This window comes from Faecalibacterium sp. OF04-11AC (genome assembly GCF_003460645.1).
GTDB lineage: Bacteria > Bacillota > Clostridia > Oscillospirales > Ruminococcaceae > Faecalibacterium > Faecalibacterium prausnitzii_I.
Genome location: NZ_QTVP01000013.1, coordinates 1 through 15,478, shown reverse-complemented (window position 1 = coordinate 15,478; position 15,478 = coordinate 1). Strand labels below are relative to the sequence as shown.

Genomic DNA, 15,478 nt, shown 5'->3' with positions numbered 1-15,478 from the left:
AGCGCATTTTCCCGTGTTCGTCAACCTTTTTTGAAAAGTTTTTTTGCAAAAATTAGCCTTTCACAGCCAGGTTGACCAGGCGGCCCTTGACATAGATCTCCTTGACCACCGTCTTGCCGGCCAGTGCATCGGCCACGGCGGGGTCTGCCTTGGCGGTGGCAATGGCATCCTCAGCGGTGATGTCCGCGGCCACTTTCAGGCGGGCTTTCACCTTGCCGTTCACCTGCACGGCGATCTCCACCGTGGCTTCCACGCACTTGGCCTCTTCGTACTCGGGCCAGGGGTAATAGGCCAGCTGCTCGTCGTGGCTGTGGCCCAGCTTCTCCCACAGCTCCTCGGTCATGTGGGGAGCAAACGGGTTCAGCAGCTGGAGCACCGTCTCAAACTCGGCCTTGGTGGCGCCGCCGTTATCATACAGGGCGTTGACCAGGGTCATGAGCTGGGCAATGGCCGTGTTCATCTTCAGGCCCTCGATGTCAGCGCTGACCTTTTTGATGGTCTGGTGCATCAGGGTCTCGACGGCAGGGCGGTAGCCCTCGCCCTCCACCAGCTTGTCGCTCAGGCCCCAGACACGGTCCAGGAAGCGGTTGCAGCCGGCGATAGCAGAGGTCTGCCAGGGAGCAGCCTGCTCAAAGTCGCCCATGAACATCTCGTACAGACGCATGGTGTCGGCACCGTACTGGTCCACCACTTCGTCCGGGTTGATGACGTTGCCCAGGCTCTTGGACATCTTGACGATGGGGTGGCGGGACATCTCGCCGTACTTTTCTTCCAGCGCTTTCTCCGCAGCTTTCTGGCTGCCGTACTGCTCCAGCAGCTTCTTCTGCTCGTCCGCGGGCAGGTTGACAAAGCTGTGGGGGTTCAGGCCCAGGATCATGCCGTGGGCGGTACGCTTCTGGTAGGGTTCCGGAGAGGGCACCACACCGATGTCGTACAGGAACTTATGCCAGAAACGGCTGTACAGCAGGTGCAGGGTGGTGTGCTCCATGCCGCCGTTGTACCAGTCCACCGGAGACCAGTACTCCAGCGCCTCCTTGGAGGCAATGGCATCCTTGCAGTGAGGATCCATATAGCGCAGGAAGTACCAGGAAGAACCGGCCCACTGGGGCATGGTATCGGTCTCACGGGTCGCGGGGCCGCCGCAGCAGGGGCAGGTGGTCTTGACCCAGTCGGTATGGCGGGCCAGCGGGGACTCGCCATCCGGGCCCGGCTCAAAGTCGGTGATGTCCGGCAGGGTCAGGGGCAGGCTGCTCTCGGGCAGGGGCTGCCAACCGCACTTCTCGCACTTGACCATGGGGATGGGCTCGCCCCAGTAGCGCTGACGGCTGAACACCCAGTCGCGCAGCTTGTAGTTGACCTTATCCTGGCCCTTGCCGTTGGCTTCCAGCCACTCGATCATCTTTTTCTTGGCGTCGGTGACAGACAGACCATCCAGGAAGCCGGAGTTGACCAGCGTGCCGGTGGCCACATCGGTAAAGGCGGCCTCGTCCAGGTTGGACGGGGTGTTGCCCTTGACCACCTCGATGATGGGCAGGCCGAATTTCTTGGCGAACTCCCAGTCACGGGTATCGTGGGCAGGCACGGCCATGATGGCACCGGTGCCGTAGGTGGCCAGAACGTAATCGGAGATGAAGATGGGGATCTCCTTGTCGTTGACCGGGTTGATGCCCATGACGCCCTCGAGCTGGACGCCGGTCTTCTCCTTGTTCAGCTCGCTGCGCTCAAAGTCGCTCTTGCGGGCAGCCTCTGCCTGATAAGCCTTGACGGCGTCGGCATTCTTGATGAGGCCTTTCTCCAGCCACTCCTTGACGATGGCGTGCTCCGGGGAGACGACCATGTAAGTAGCGCCGAACAGGGTATCGCAGCGGGTGGTGTAAACGGTCAGGGTATCGCCCGCGGTGGTGCCGAAATTGACTTCCGCGCCGTGGCTGCGGCCGATCCAGTTCTTCTGCTGGGTGGAGACGCGCTCGATGTAATCCAGGCCGTCCAGACCGTCGATCAGCTTGTCGGCATAAGCAGTGATCTTCAGCATCCACTGGCTCTTGACTTTGTGGACGACCTCGCTGCCGCAGCGCTCGCACACACCGTTGACCACTTCCTCGTTGGCCAGCACGCACTTGCAGCCGGTGCACCAGTTGACGCTCATCTCTTTCTTGTAAGCCAGACCGTGCTTGTACAGCTGCAGGAAGATCCACTGGGTCCACTTGTAGTATTCGGGGTCGGTGGTGTTGATCTCACGGTCCCAGTCAAAGGAGAAGCCAGGCTCTTGAGCTGCTGGCGGAAACGGTCCACATTCTTCTTGGTCACGATGGCCGGATGGATGTGGTTCTTCATGGCGAAGTTTTCGGTCGGCAGGCCGAAAGCGTCCCAGCCCATGGGGTACAGCACGTTATAGCCGTTCTTGCGGCGCTTGCGGCTGACGACATCCAGCGCGGTGTAGCTGCGCGGGTGGCCGACGTGCAGACCGGCACCCGACGGGTACGGGAACTCTACCAGGGCATAGAACTTGGGCTTAGAGTGGTCGATCTCAACATGGAACGTCTTCTCGTCTTCCCATGTCTTCTGCCACTTGGCCTCAACGGCCTTGTAATCATACTTCATGTTTGTAATCAGCTCCAGACTTTATCCAAAATAGCAATTTATTTCAGGCGGCCCCACCCTCTCAGACGCTTCGTGCCAAAAAGGGACAAGGTGGCATCGCGCAGCAGACGGAGAGGGCAAGCCCGTTTGCCTTTACAGAGAGTGATCCGGGGTCAGGTACTCCGAGATATCAATGGGCTCGCCGTCGGCCCACAGGTGCTCCAGGTCATAGTAGGTGCGGGTGTTGGGCACAAAGACGTGCACGATGACGTTGGAGTAATCCAGCAGCACCCAGTTCTTGGAGTCAAAGCCCTCGGTGTTGTAGGGCTTGATGCCTTTCTGGGAGAGCTCAAAATCCACTTCGTCGGCCAGTGCCGCCACCTGGGTGGTGGAGGTGCCGGACGCAATGACAAAGTAATCGGTCAGCACGGTCAGGCTCTCCACCTTGAGCACCCGCACGTCCTGGGCCTTTTTCTTATCAAGGATCTTCGCAATTTCAATGGCGAGGGTCTTGCTGTCCATCTTGTTATCCATAGTTTTCTCCTATCTGTAAGATCAGCTGTTTGCAGGCTGACCGTCGGTGGTGGTAGCGCCCGCCACATCGGTGTCGCCGCTGAGGATGGCGTCGTCGGACTCCTTATCCAGCTGGCCGACGAACTGTACGTTGGCGCTGGTGGAAGCCGTGCCGTGGGGCCAGCTGTCGGTGACGAGGTTCAGCTCGCTGGCGTCCACCGGGCCGGTGTAGTTGCGGAAATAGGTGTTGAGCAGCTCTGCAATGGAGCCCTTGTCCGGCGCCACGCAGGAGTAGCCGTCAAAGCTGTCGGTCTTGCCCACGTTGGGCACGCCCATAAACACGGGCGTCTGGGCCAGCATGATATTGCCGCTGTCAATGCGGGTAAAGGACACCAGCATCTTGGCAATGGTGGTCAGGTCCATATCGGTGTGGATATAGTTGTTGAACACCAGCGGCAGCTGGTTGAGCACATCGGTGATGCCCATGTTCCGCACCCGCTTGAACAGGCCGGCATAGAAATAGCGCTGCATGTTCAGGCGGTCGATGTCGGAGTTGGAGTAGCCCTTGCCATGGCGGCAGCGGACAAAGAACTCCGCCGAAGCGCCGTCCAGGTTGCGGTAGCCCTGCTTGAGGGCGCTGCCCGCAAAGGACATATCGTGGGGGATATACACCTCGATGCCGCCAAAGTTATCCACCATTTCCACCAGCGCCTGCATGTCAATGGTGACATAGTAGTCGATGGGGAGCTTGTACTGGTCATAGATGACCTCTGCCAGCGCCGCGATGCTGCCGTTGTTGGACAGAGCCACCGAGTTGATCTGGTAGTTGGAGGCGGCGTAGGTCTTGCCGTTGGAGAGGGTCACTTTCCGGCTCGTGGTGGCCACCAGACTGTTGCGGGGGATCTGCAGCATCCGCAGGGCACCGCCCTTGATATCAAACTGGCAGTAGAGGATCATGTCCGTCATACCGTCGTTGGAAGACGAATCGCTGTAGTTGCGGCCCTCTTCGTAGTCGATGCCGCAGACCAGGATGTTGACCACATCGCCCTTGTACTCTTCCAGCGTCTGGATCTCCTGGGTGATGGAGGGGGCATCCTCTTCCGGCTTCAGGTTTTCTTCCACCTTGGTCATCATGCTGGCCGCGTAGACCACCACGCCGGACAGCAGTGCCACCACAGCCAGCGTGACCGCCAGCGGCAGCCAGAGCGGCGTCTTCTTTTTCTTTTTACGGCGGCGTCCGCCGCTGCCCTGCGGGGCAGCGTGTTTGGGCGGCAGATTCCCGCCGCCGTTTCCGCCCGTGCCACCGCTGCTGGCAGCAGGCATTTTCAGGCCCAGCTCCTGCCGGGTATCCGGCTCCGGGCGGGCCTTGGCTTTGGGCAGCTCCTGCGGGGCGGCCGGTTCTTCCGGCTGGAAGAAATCCGGCTGGCCGTTCAGGGATGTCTTGGAGGCCGGAGCCTCCGCGGGGCGCTTCTCCGTCGGGCGGTTCAGCGAGCGTTCTGTATTGATACGACGCGGAGCTTCACTCATTCGTTTTATTCCTTCCGGTTGTTGTGCGGGCCCGTGGGACACTTCCCTCAAAAAGCTCGCCATATTTTTTAGTATAACATCGTTCCCCGTAATCTGCAATCCGTTTTCTGTGCAGAGGGGCGCGTTTGCTCAGCCGCGGGCGTCCACCCGGGCCTTGATGTCATCGTAAGCGGCCTTGGACACGGGATCCAGCGGCTTGCCCTGGGAGAGAACAAAATCATTCGTCTGCTTGAGGGCAGCCAGCATGGCGGCGTCCAGATCTTTCAGTTCCAGCTTCCGCAGCTTGTTCACGCCCGGCCAGTCCCGCTCGGCACTGGTCATATCGGCAGGTAAACGATCTTGTCCAGCTTGCTCATGCCCGGCTTGCCTGCCGTGTGGCAGGCGATGGCCGAGAGGATGGCCTCGTCCTCCACGCCCCACTGGGTGCGGGCCAGGATGGAAGCACAGATGCCGTGCCACACCGGGGTGGGGCGGCTCTCGCCGCCCTCGGCGTACTGGGGGTACTGGCGCATGATCTCGCGCATCTCGTCCTTGCTGATCTCCTTGGCGGAGTCGTGCAGGATGGCGGCCAGCGCTGCTTTTTCCTCGTCCGCCCCATACCGCTTTGCCAGCTTGACAGCCATTTTTTTCACGTTGATGGTGTGCTCATACCGCTTATCGCTCAGGCGGCCGCGCACAAGCTCCTTTGCCTGTTTCAAGTTCATGGTATTGGTTCAATCTCCCTTTGCCCGGTAGAGGCCCTCCCGCGCGATGACGCGCTGGACCAGAGCCGGGAGTTCGTTTTCACAGCTTTCGCCCCCTGCAAGGCGGGCACGGATGTCACTGCTGGCCATGGGCAGCGCCGTGACCGGCGCAAACAGCACCCGGCTCCCGCCGGGGTCCAGCTGCTCCGCCTTGGCCTGAAGCGCGGGGATGTCCCCGGTGTTCCGGCTCGTGACCACCAGATGGGCCAGCCGCAGGATATCCTGCCAGCGGTGCCACCCGTCAAACGAGAGGAGCATATCACTGCCAATGGCAAGATACAGCTCTGCCCCCGGGTACTGCCGCGCCAGCATTTCCAGCGTGAGCACCGTGTAATTCCGGCGGCCTGCCGCAGCCTGCTCAATTTCCCAGGTGCTGACATGCAGTGCCCGGGCTGCCGCCCGCGGCCCCTGCACGGCTTCCGCAAAGCAGCCGCACATCTCGGCCCGCAGAGCGCCGGGTGTCGCCGACATCTGTTTGAACGGCGAGACCCCCGCCGGCATGACCACGATCTCATCCGGCTGCACGCGGGACGCCGCCGCCCGGAGGTTGTTCAGGTGGCCATAGTGGGGCGGGTCGAACGTGCCGCCGTAAAGCAGAATTTTCATTATTTCAGCAGGTCCGCGTAAGCGCTGTCCTTTTTCTTCTGCAGGTAGAGCACGAATTTGGAGCCGATGACCTGCACGCAGTCGGCGCCGGTGGCCTCTGCCAGCTTGATGGAAGCCTCGCGGGCATTGTACATGCTGTTCTCCAGCACCTTGAGCTTGATGAGCTCCCGGGCTTCCAGGCAGTCCTTGACGCCCTGGATCATGGTCTCGTCGATCTCGCCCTTCCCCACGATGAAAACGGGGTCCATGGTGTTTGCTTTGCCGCGCAGGATGGCGCGCTGTTTGCTCGTCAACATAATTGTTTCTCCTTTGTATGCGTATCTTTTCATTGGACAGCGGGAAGTTTCTCCGAGGAAGCTCCCCGCTGTCCAGCTCATTTTGCTAAAAACTTCGGTAGTTCTTCTTCGAGTTTTGCCAGCGCGTTGCCGCGGTGGCTGATGGCGTCTTTTTCATCCGGGGTCAGCTGGGCGTAGCTGCGGCCCTCTGTGTTGGGGCGCTTGCCTGTTTTGCCCACGCCGCACTCGTCCGGGATGAACAGCGGGTCGTAGCCAAAACCGTAATCCCCGGCCAGCCGCTCAAAAGCCACGTTTCCCGGGCACTCGCCCATGCAGGTGAGGTGCTTGCCGTCCGGCAGGATGAAGCAGACCGCCGAGACGAACTTCGCGCCCCGCTTGCCCGCCGGGACATCTTTCATGTTTTCCAGCAGCTGATCGTTGTTGGCTTCATCGTCGCCGTGGTGGCCGCAGTAGCGGGCGCTGTAAACACCCGGGGCTCCATCCAGAGCATCCACGCAGAGGCCGGAGTCATCGGCGATGGTGGCCATGCCGCTGGCTTTGCAGATGGTCTCGGCCTTGATGAGGCATTGGCCGCAAAGGTGGTGCCCGTTTCCTCGGGCTCAAGGGTGATGCCCAGCTCTTTCTGGCTCACCACCTCGTGGCCCTGCGCTTCCAGAATGCGGCGCAGCTCCCGGAGCTTGCCCGCATTGCCTGTTGCTGCACAAATTTTCATATTGCTTCTTCCTCCCGTTTGTTCCAACGTTCGCGTCTTCTCAAAACTCGCCCTCTTTGCCAAGGGCTCCCCTGCTCGAAAAGACTCCCCGGCCGGGGGAGGTGGCATGAAAGTGCCGAAAGGGGAGCGGCTGGCATCGCGCAAGCGATGACTGAGAGGTTTTTTAGTGCTTCCAGCCCGTGCGGGGGATCAACTCTTCCACAAAGCCCTCCGGGGTGAACGGGAGCAAGTCGTCGATGCCCTCGCCCACGCCGATGAACCGGACGGGCAGGCCCAGCCGCTGCTTGACCGCCACCACACAGCCGCCCTTGGCGGTGCCATCGAGCTTGGTCAGGATAATGCCGGTGGCGCTGGCCGCCTTGCAGAATTCCTTGGCCTGGCTGATGGCGTTCTGGCCCGTGATGGCGTCCAGCACCAGCAGCGTTTCCAGGCTGGACTCCGGAGAAGCCTTTTTGACACTGCGGCTGATCTTGGACAGCTCTGCCATCAGGTTTGCCTTGTTGTGCAGGCGTCCGGCCGTGTCGGCAATGACCATGTCATAGCCCTTGGCCGTGGCCGATTTAACGGTGTCAAAGATGACTGCCGCCGGGTCCGCGCCCTCGCCTGCCTTGACGAGGGGCACGCCGGCCCGGTCCGCCCAGATCTCCAGCTGCTCGCTGGCGGCGGCACGGAATGTATCACCGGCCGCCAGCATCACCTTGCGGCCCTGACGGGTGTAGTAATCGGCCAGCTTGGCAATGCTGGTGGTCTTGCCCACGCCATTGACGCCGATGACCAGGATCACCGCCGGGTGCCCGTCCAGCGCCATCTCGGCCTCCGGCTGCATCTCCTCGGCAATGAGGTCCCGCAGCTCGTCGGCGGCCTGCTCACCGGTCTTCAGACCTTTCTCGTTCACCCGGTCGCGCAGCTTGTCCACCAGTTTGATGGCCACTTCGCCGCCCACGTCGGCCAGGATAAGCTGTTCTTCCAGGCTGTCGTAGAGGTCATCGTCGATCTTGCTGCCGGTCAGTGTATTGAGGATGTTGCCCCAGAAGCCCGTGCGGGTCTTCTCCAGGCCATCTTTCATTTTATCTTTTTCTTTTTTGCCAAATCCAAAGAGTCCCATGGTCGGCCTCCCTTATCGTATGCGTTTTGTGCTTTTTTCCGCCTTATCCTCCGTACAACCTCTCAGTCGAGCTTCGCTCGCCAGCCACTCCCCTTTCGGCACTTTCGTGCCACCTCCCCGACCGGGGGAGTCTTTCCTGGCAGGGGAGCCTTTGGCAAAGAGATGGAGTTGAATCGACTGCCAAGGCCTCCCCTCATCAGGGGAGGTGGCACGCCGCAGGCGTGACGGAGAGGTTTTTCCTATTATAACTAAGAAACGAGTGTCGCGTCAACATGCTCCAGGTCCAGTTTGAGCAGTTTGGAGACACCGTCCTCCTGCATGGTGACACCATACAGCACGTTGGCGGCCTCCATGGTGCCCCGGCGGTGCGTGATGACGATGAACTGCGTCTTATCGCTCACCCGGCGCAGGTACTGGGCAAACCGGCCCACGTTGGCGTCATCCAGCGCGGCCTCGATCTCGTCCAGAATGCAGAACGGAGCCGGGTTGACGGCCAGAATCGCAAAGTAGATGCTGATGGCCACCAGCGCCTGCTCGCCGCCTGAGAGAGCTTCCAGGTTCTTGATGACCTTGCCCGGCGGTGCCACCCGGATGCCAATGCCGCTGGAGAGGACATCGCTCTCGTCTTCCAGGATCAGGCTGGCCTCACCGCCGCCGAACAGCTCGGTAAAGACACGGCCAAAGTTTTCGTTGATGGCACGGAAGCTGTCCGAGAAGATTTCCCGCATCTGCCCGCAGAGGTTCGATATCATCCGGGTCAGCTCGTTTTTGCTGCCCTCCACATCGGCCACCTGGGCGCTCAGGGCGTCGTACCGGGTCTTCACTTCCTGATACTCTTCAATGGCGCTGACGTTGACATTGCCCAGCGCGCGTATTTTGCCGCGCAGGTCGGATACCTGGGCCCGCAGCGCCGTGACGCTTTCAAACTCCACACAGAGCTCTTCGGCCTGGCTCACGGTCAGCTGGTATTCATCCCAGAGCTTGGCGGCGGTCTGGTCGTATTCTGCCTCAGCGGCAGCTTTTCGCTCGGCCAAGCGGGCCATCTCCCGGCTCATCTCTTCGCGGCTGTCGGCCGCGGCGCGGCCCCTTGCCAGTGCCTCGGTCTCGGCCTGCTGGCGGCCCAGCCGCTGCTCGGTCGCTTTGCGGATGGCCGCCTCTTTCTCCGCGATCTTTCCCGTGCTGTCGGTCTTGGCTTTGCGGATGGCCTCGATCTCGGCCCGGCAGGCATCGCTGCGCCGGGCCAGCGCGTTCCTGTTTTCTTCCAGCAGGGCACGGCGGCTGGCGGTATCCGCCGCCCGCTGTTCCAGCGCGGCGATCTGCGCCTGCGCCAGCTCGGCATCTTTCTGGCGGCTGACCTGTTCCAGCCGCTTGGCACTCCGCTGCTCGGCCAGCACCCGCTGCCGGGTCAGGAAGGCGTCGTCCCCCTCGGCCAGCCGGTTCAGCTCCTCGGAATGTGCTTCGATTCTTTCCGTCAGCGCTTTCTCGTCCGCCTGGGCCTGGGCGGCTTTTTCCCCGCTGGCATCCAGCTGGGCATTCAGTTGGTCGATCTCTGCCTGTCGGGCCGTCCGGGCCGTTTCGGCCTGCTCCACGGCTGCTTCCAGCCGTTTGCGTTCCGCTTCGGCCCGGACGCGGTCGTTGGCGGCGGTGATCTGCTCACTGGCCGTAGCGGTCAGCTCTGCGGAAATCGCGTCCGTCTGGCTTTTGAGCTGGTCCGTCTTCTCCTGCGCGGCCAGACAGTCTTTCTGGAGCTTTGCAGCCTTGAGCCGCAGCTCCTCCATCTCCTGCTTGCGGGTGAACAACCCCGCTGACCGCTGGACGCTGCCGCCTGTAAAACTGCCGCCCGCGTTGATGACCTGCCCGTCCAGCGTGACCACTTTGTTGTGGTAGCCATTGTCCCGGGCCACCCGGGAGGCCTCGTTGATGTCGTCCACCACGATGATGCGGCCCAGCAGGTTGGAGACGATATTGGCGTATCGTTTCTCTGCTTTGACAAGAGCCGACGCCAGCTTTGCCGAGCCGGACAGCCGCCCCCGGAACACGCCGGGCTGGACGGTATCCAGCGGCAGGAACGTGGCGCGGCCCGCGTTCTCGCTCCGCAGCAGAGCAATGCCCGCCTTGGCGGCGGCTTCGTTCTCCACCACGATGTTCTGCAGCGCCCCGCCGAGGGCCGTCTCAATGGCCACCTCCCGCCCGGGCTCCACTTCCAGAATGGCGGACACCGGCCCGATGACGCCCCGCAGCCGGCGGGCGGACGCCGCCCGCATAACAGTCTTGACGGAGTTCTGGTAGCCGTCCATGTTCTTTTCCAGCTCCCGCAGCACGGAGAGCCGCTGGCGGGCCGCGTCCAGCTCCCGGCCCAGCCGCTGTTCGGCGGTGTCAGCCTCGTCCAGAGCGGCCCGGCGGTTCTTGAGCTTGAGCTCCAGCCCCGCCCGGATGTTTGCCAGCTGCTTTTCGTTTTGTTCCAGCATGGTCTGGTACTGGATGGTATCGGCCAGATCCTGCTTTGCGTCGTCCCGCTGGACCGCCAGCGTCTCCGCTGCCTGTTCCAGATCGGGCAGGCGCTGCCGGGCCGTCTCGGAGGCGGCTTCAGCGGCGGCCTTTGCCACCTGCGCCTCGGTGCGCTTGGCGGTCAGCTCCGCCACCTCTTGGCGGTCAGCTCCGCCACCTCGGCGCGCAGCGTGTCCCGCCGGGCCCCGCTGGCGTTGTTTTCGCTGGTCAGGCGTGTCCCGCCGGGCCCCGCTGGCGTTGTTTTCGCTGGTCAGGCTGGCCAGCTCCTCGTTCAGGGCGGCCAGCTCCGCGGCCAGCTTCTGCCCGGCTGCCTCCATGGATTTTGCCACGGCGCGGTGCCGTTCCAGCGCCGCGGCGGCTTCGGAGCGGTCCTGCTCCCCTGCCGCGATCTCCCGCTGCAGGTCGGCGGCGCTCTCCTCGTTGCGGGCAATGTCGTTTTCCAGCACGGCGATCCGGCTCTCGCTGCCGCTGATCTGCTCCGTGATGCTGCGGATATCCCCATTCAGGCGCTCGACCGTGATGGTCAGTTGCTGTGCCTGCATCCGGATCTCCTCAGCCTCGGCTTCCGCAGCCTTGGTCTCCCGGTCAAACCGCTCGTAATCCGCCTGTGCGGTCTCATAGTCCCGCACCTGCTGGCGCACGGCTTCCCGGGCCCGGTGGACGCCGTCCGTCCAGAGGGTGACTTCCAGTGTTTTGCGCCGGGCACTCAGCTCCAGAAATTTCCGGGCTTTCTCGCTTTCTTTTTCCAGCGGGCCCACTCGGCTTTCCAGCTCGCCCAGGATGTCCCGCAGGCGTTCCAGATTGTCCGCCGCCGCCGCCAGCCGCCGCTCCGCCTCATTTTTGCGGTAGCGGTATTTGGCAATGCCGCAGGCTTCCTCAAAAATTTCCCGGCGCTCACCGCTCTTTGCGGCCACGATCTCTGCAACACGGCCCTGCCCGATGACGGAATAGCCGTCCCGGCCGATGCCGGTGTCCAGCAGCAGCTCGTAGACATCCCGCAGGCGGCAGACCTGCCCGTTGATGCTGTATTCACTTTCGCCAGAGCGATAATACTTGCGGCCGATGGTCACTTCGTCCGCATCCAGATCCAATGTGTGGGCGCTGTTGTCCAGCGTCAGGCGCACCTGAGCAAACCCCATGGCCCCCCGGCGGCGGGTGCCGCCGAAGATGACATCCTCCATCTTGCCTGCCGCCCGCAGCTGGCGGGTGCTGGTCTCGCCCAGCACCCAGCGCACCGCGTCCGAAAGGTTGGATTTGCCCGAGCCATTGGGGCCTACCACGCCGGTAACGCCCTCGTCAAACCGGATCTTGACCTTATCGGGGAAGCTTTTAAAGCCCTGGATCTCCAGCTCTTTGAATACCATTTACTGTTCCTTTATCACACCCAGCAGCTTGAGCGCCTCGCGGGCGGCGTGCTGCTCCGCGACTTTCTTGCTGCGGCCCTCGCCGCGGGCGACTTTGTCCGAGTTGAAGCGGACGGCCACCACAAAGTGCTTGTCGTGGTCGGGGCCGGATTCCTGCTCCACCACATAGCTCAACCGCTCCTCGGGGTTCTGCTGCACGATCTCCTGCAGGCGGGTCTTGTAGTCCGCCTCGGCGTGCTTGCCCTCGGTGATAAAGGGCAGGATGAAATTGCGGGCCACCTCCATGCCGCCATCCAGATACAAAGCGGCAATGACGGCCTCAAAGGCATCGGACACCACGCTGGGGCGGGTGCGGCCGCCGCAGCGTTCCTCGCCGCGGCCCAGGCGCAGGTACTCGCCCAGGTTGATCTCCTGCGCGAACTGGAACAGCGCCCCCTCGCTGACGAGGCTGGACCGGATGCGGGTCAGATCGCCCTCGGGGCGGTCGGCGTAGGCATGGAACAGATAATCCGCCGAGACGATCTGCAGCACGCTGTCGCCCAGAAACTCCAGCCGCTCGTTGTGCTTGACAGGCACCCGGCTCTCGTTGGCATAGCTGGTGTGGGTAAGGGCCGTTTCCAGCAGCTCCGGATTCTTGAATTGATAGCCGATGATGGTTTCCAATTGATGACTCATAGATTTTATTACTCCCTTATGTCGTTCCGTTTTTCGGCAAACACATGGCGATCCTATAAAACAAAATCTTTTTGCCAAGGGCTCCCCGATCCGGGGAGCTGGCTACCGTCAGACAGACTGAGAGGGTTTCAACTCATCGAGTGCTGCCTGCATGGTGCCGCACAGGTCGTTCTCCACACAGATCTTTGCCTGACGGATGGCGTTCTTGACGCCCTTGGCCTTGGAGGAGCCGTGGGCCTTGATGACGGGCTGCTTGGCCCCCAGGAACGGGGCACCGCCGTACTCCTCGCTGTCCATCTGGTGCTTGAGGTCGCTCACGCCGCCCTTGAGCAGCAGGTAAGCCAGCTTGCCGCCCAGGTTTGCCAGGAACATCTGCTTGAGCATCCCCAGCAGCATCTTGGCCACGCCCTCGGTCAGCTTGAGGATGACATTGCCCGTAAAGCCATCACAGACCACCACGTCCACTTCCCCGTTGGGCACGTCCCGGGGCTCGATGTTGCCCACAAAATTCACGCCCGGGGTCACTTTCAGCAGCTGATGCGCTTCTTTCAGCATCGGGGTTCCCTTGCTCTCCTCGGCGCCGTTGTTGGCCAGCGCCACCGTGGGGTTCTGGCGGCCCTCCACCTTGTTGACATAGCAGCTGCCCATCACGGCAAAGGCGGCCAGCATCTCGGGGCGGCACTCCACATTGGCACCGCAGTCCAGCAGCAGGTAGGCCTGCTTTTTGGCGGGCACCATGGTAGCCAGTGCCGGGCGCTTGACGCCCCGCAGGGTGCGCACGATGAGGCTGGCACCCACATGCAGGGCACCCGTGCTGCCGGCGGAGACGAACGCGTCGCCCTCGCCGTTTTTCAGCATGTTGAGACCCACCACAATGGAGGAATCTTTCTTGGAGCGGATGGCCCTGGCGGGTTCATCACACATCTCAATGGTCTCGGTGCAGTTGTGCAGGGTGATGCCGTCCAGCGGAATGTTGTGCTCGGCAGCGGTCTTGCGGACCAGTGCCTCATCGCCCACGCCGATGACCTCCACGCCGTACTCCTTGACCGCGGCGGCCGTGCCCTCCAGCACCGCCAGCGGGGCGTTGTCGCCGCCCATCATATCCACAATGATCTTCATAGGTACTCCTTTCCGATTGTTCGTATCCTTGCCCTCTCCGTCATTGCTTCGCAATGCCACCTCTCCCAAAGTGAGAGCCTTGGCAGTCCCCGCAATGTTTCCGGTTTTGCCAAGGGCTCCCCCTTTGGGAAAGATTTCCCCCGGTCGGGGGAAAATGGCAAAGCCAAAAAGGGGAACAGCTGGACGCCAATAGGCGGCCTGAGAGGGCTAGCTCGTTTCCCTTTTACAATGCATTCTCGTCCAGCCACTGCTGGAAGCTGGCCACAGCCCGCTGGGCGGCGGCCATGTACCGCAGGCGCTTGTCCCGCGGGCGGCTCTCCTCCGGCAGCGGGGGCAGGATGCCCATATTGGCTCCCATAGGCTGGAAGTGCTTGTTCTCGGTGGTCAGGTACTGGATCAGCGCCCCGCACATGGTATCCACCGGGGGCGGGGGCAGCACTTTGCCCTCCAGCCGGGCGTAGAGATTGCGGGCCGCCAGCAGGCCGCTGGCCGCGCTCTCCATATAGCCCTCAAAGCCGGTGATCTGCCCGGCAAAGAAGACGTTGGGGTGCTCTTTCAGGCAGAGACTCCCTTCCAGCACCCGGGGCGCATCCAGGAACGTGTTGCGGTGCATGACACCGTACCGCACAAACTCCGCGTGCTCCAGGCCGGGGATCATGGAGAAGACCCGCTTCTGTTCCCCCCACTTGAGGTTGGTCTGGAAGCCCACGATATTGTAGAGCGTCCGGTCCTTGTTCTCGGCCCGGAGCTGGACATTGGCCCAGGGGCGGTGGCCGGTGCGCGGGTCAACGAGGCCCACCGGGCGCAGGGGGCCGAACCGCATGGTATCGGCTCCCCGGGCGGCCATGATCTCAATGGGCATACAGCCCTCGTAGACCGTGACCGTATCGGCCTTTTTGCCGTGGGCATCCGGGTCCGGCCGGGCGGACTGCTCCGCCCCGGTATCAAAATCGTGGAGCGGTGCCCGCTCGGCCGAGGCAAGAGCCGCATGGAACGCCTCATACTCCGCCTTGTTGAACGGGCAGTTGAGGTAATCGGCCTCGCCCCGGTCATAGCGGGAAGCGGCAAACACTTTTTCGTGATCGAGACTTTCCGCCGTCACGATGGGGGCCACGGCGTCGTAAAAATGCAGCCGCTCGTCGCCCGTCAGCTTGCCGATCTCGTCGGCCAGGGCACCGTCCGTCAGGGGGCCGGTAGCCACCAGGATGGGCGCACTCTCGTCGATCCGCTCCACCCGCTCCCGGTGAACGTTGATGTTGGGGCAGGCTTCCACCAGCCTCGTCACCTCGGCGCTGAACGCGTCACGGTCCACAGCCAGCGCGCCGCCGGCGGCCACACGGGCCGCCTCGGCGGCATTGAGGAGCTGGCTGCCCATCCGGCGCATCTCCTCCTTGAGCAGACCGGAAGCGGAATCCAGCCGCTCGGCCTTGAGGCTGTTGGAGCAGATGAGCTCGGCAAATCCCTCGCTCTTGTGGGCCGGGGAAAAGTGGGTGGGTTTCTGCTCATAGAGCTCCACCTGCACGCCCTTGCCCGCCAGCCAGAGCGCCGCCTCGCAGCCCGCAAGGCCGGCACCCAATACAGTAACTTGATATTTCATAGTTTTTCCTTTAGCATCCTTGCCCTCTCCGTCATTGCTTCGCAATGCCACCTGTTCCCCACTTTGTCACCTACGGTGACATTTCTCCCCGCACCGGGGAGAATCTTTCCCAAAGTGGGAGGCCTTGGCAGTC

General features: G+C 62.3%; 11 protein-coding genes and 2 pseudogenes. All 13 read right to left on the bottom strand.

The features are described from left to right. Positions 1-52: 52 nt before the first annotated feature. The 13 genes and pseudogenes from leuS to trmFO all read right to left on the bottom strand — a co-directional run bounded on the left by leuS (position 53) and on the right by trmFO (position 15,345). A pseudogene (gene leuS / locus DXA70_RS07925) lies at positions 53-2,601 on the bottom strand (leucine--tRNA ligase). Between the two features lie 132 nt (positions 2,602-2,733). Next, positions 2,734-3,114, bottom strand: a complete 381-nt coding sequence (gene rsfS, locus DXA70_RS07920; protein ID WP_022257708.1) for a ribosome silencing factor — start codon at positions 3,112-3,114, stop codon at positions 2,734-2,736. 21 nt (positions 3,115-3,135) lie between these two features. Further along, positions 3,136-4,620 carry an LCP family protein gene (locus DXA70_RS07915; protein ID WP_243001233.1) on the bottom strand — a complete coding sequence of 495 codons (1,485 nt, stop codon included), beginning with the start codon at positions 4,618-4,620 and terminating at the stop codon, positions 3,136-3,138. Between the two features lie 129 nt (positions 4,621-4,749). After that, positions 4,750-4,941 carry a hypothetical protein gene (locus tag DXA70_RS14400; RefSeq protein ID WP_243001232.1) on the bottom strand — a complete coding sequence of 64 codons (192 nt, stop codon included), beginning with the start codon at positions 4,939-4,941 and terminating at the stop codon, positions 4,750-4,752. Continuing rightward, positions 4,938-5,324: a bis(5'-nucleosyl)-tetraphosphatase (symmetrical) YqeK gene (yqeK, locus tag DXA70_RS07910; RefSeq protein ID WP_243001231.1), complete on the bottom strand. Its 387-nt coding sequence runs from the start codon at positions 5,322-5,324 to the stop codon at positions 4,938-4,940. Before yqeK ends, DXA70_RS14400 begins: the two co-directional genes overlap by 4 nt. Positions 5,325-5,333: 9 nt before the next feature. Continuing rightward, a complete protein-coding gene (gene nadD / locus DXA70_RS07905) occupies positions 5,334-5,969 on the bottom strand; it encodes a nicotinate (nicotinamide) nucleotide adenylyltransferase (RefSeq protein WP_128118148.1) in 636 nt (211 codons plus the stop codon). Then, on the bottom strand, positions 5,969-6,265 hold the full coding sequence (locus DXA70_RS07900) for a YhbY family RNA-binding protein (protein WP_022257712.1): 297 nt from the start codon (positions 6,263-6,265) through the stop codon (positions 5,969-5,971). The genes nadD and DXA70_RS07900 overlap by 1 nt, the downstream gene beginning before the upstream one ends. Before the next feature lie 77 nt (positions 6,266-6,342). Continuing rightward, positions 6,343-6,977 (bottom strand): annotated as a pseudogene (gene rdgB / locus DXA70_RS07895) (RdgB/HAM1 family non-canonical purine NTP pyrophosphatase). A gap of 163 nt (positions 6,978-7,140) precedes the next feature. Next, positions 7,141-8,082: a signal recognition particle-docking protein FtsY gene (gene ftsY / locus DXA70_RS07890; RefSeq protein WP_112115108.1), complete on the bottom strand. Its 942-nt coding sequence runs from the start codon at positions 8,080-8,082 to the stop codon at positions 7,141-7,143. Positions 8,083-8,330: 248 nt separating this feature from the next. After that, a complete protein-coding gene (gene smc / locus DXA70_RS07885; protein WP_128118147.1) occupies positions 8,331-11,954 on the bottom strand; it encodes a chromosome segregation protein SMC in 3,624 nt (1,207 codons plus the stop codon). Next, positions 11,955-12,629, bottom strand: a complete 675-nt coding sequence (rnc, locus tag DXA70_RS07880) for a ribonuclease III (protein ID WP_128118146.1) — start codon at positions 12,627-12,629, stop codon at positions 11,955-11,957. A 108-nt stretch (positions 12,630-12,737) separates the two neighbouring features. Further along, entirely contained in the window at positions 12,738-13,748 is a 1,011-nt protein-coding gene (plsX, locus tag DXA70_RS07875) for a phosphate acyltransferase PlsX (RefSeq protein ID WP_128118145.1), read from the bottom strand. 223 nt (positions 13,749-13,971) lie between these two features. Then, positions 13,972-15,345: a methylenetetrahydrofolate--tRNA-(uracil(54)-C(5))-methyltransferase (FADH(2)-oxidizing) TrmFO gene (gene trmFO / locus DXA70_RS07870; protein WP_128118144.1), complete on the bottom strand. Its 1,374-nt coding sequence runs from the start codon at positions 15,343-15,345 to the stop codon at positions 13,972-13,974. Positions 15,346-15,478 lie beyond the last annotated feature (133 nt).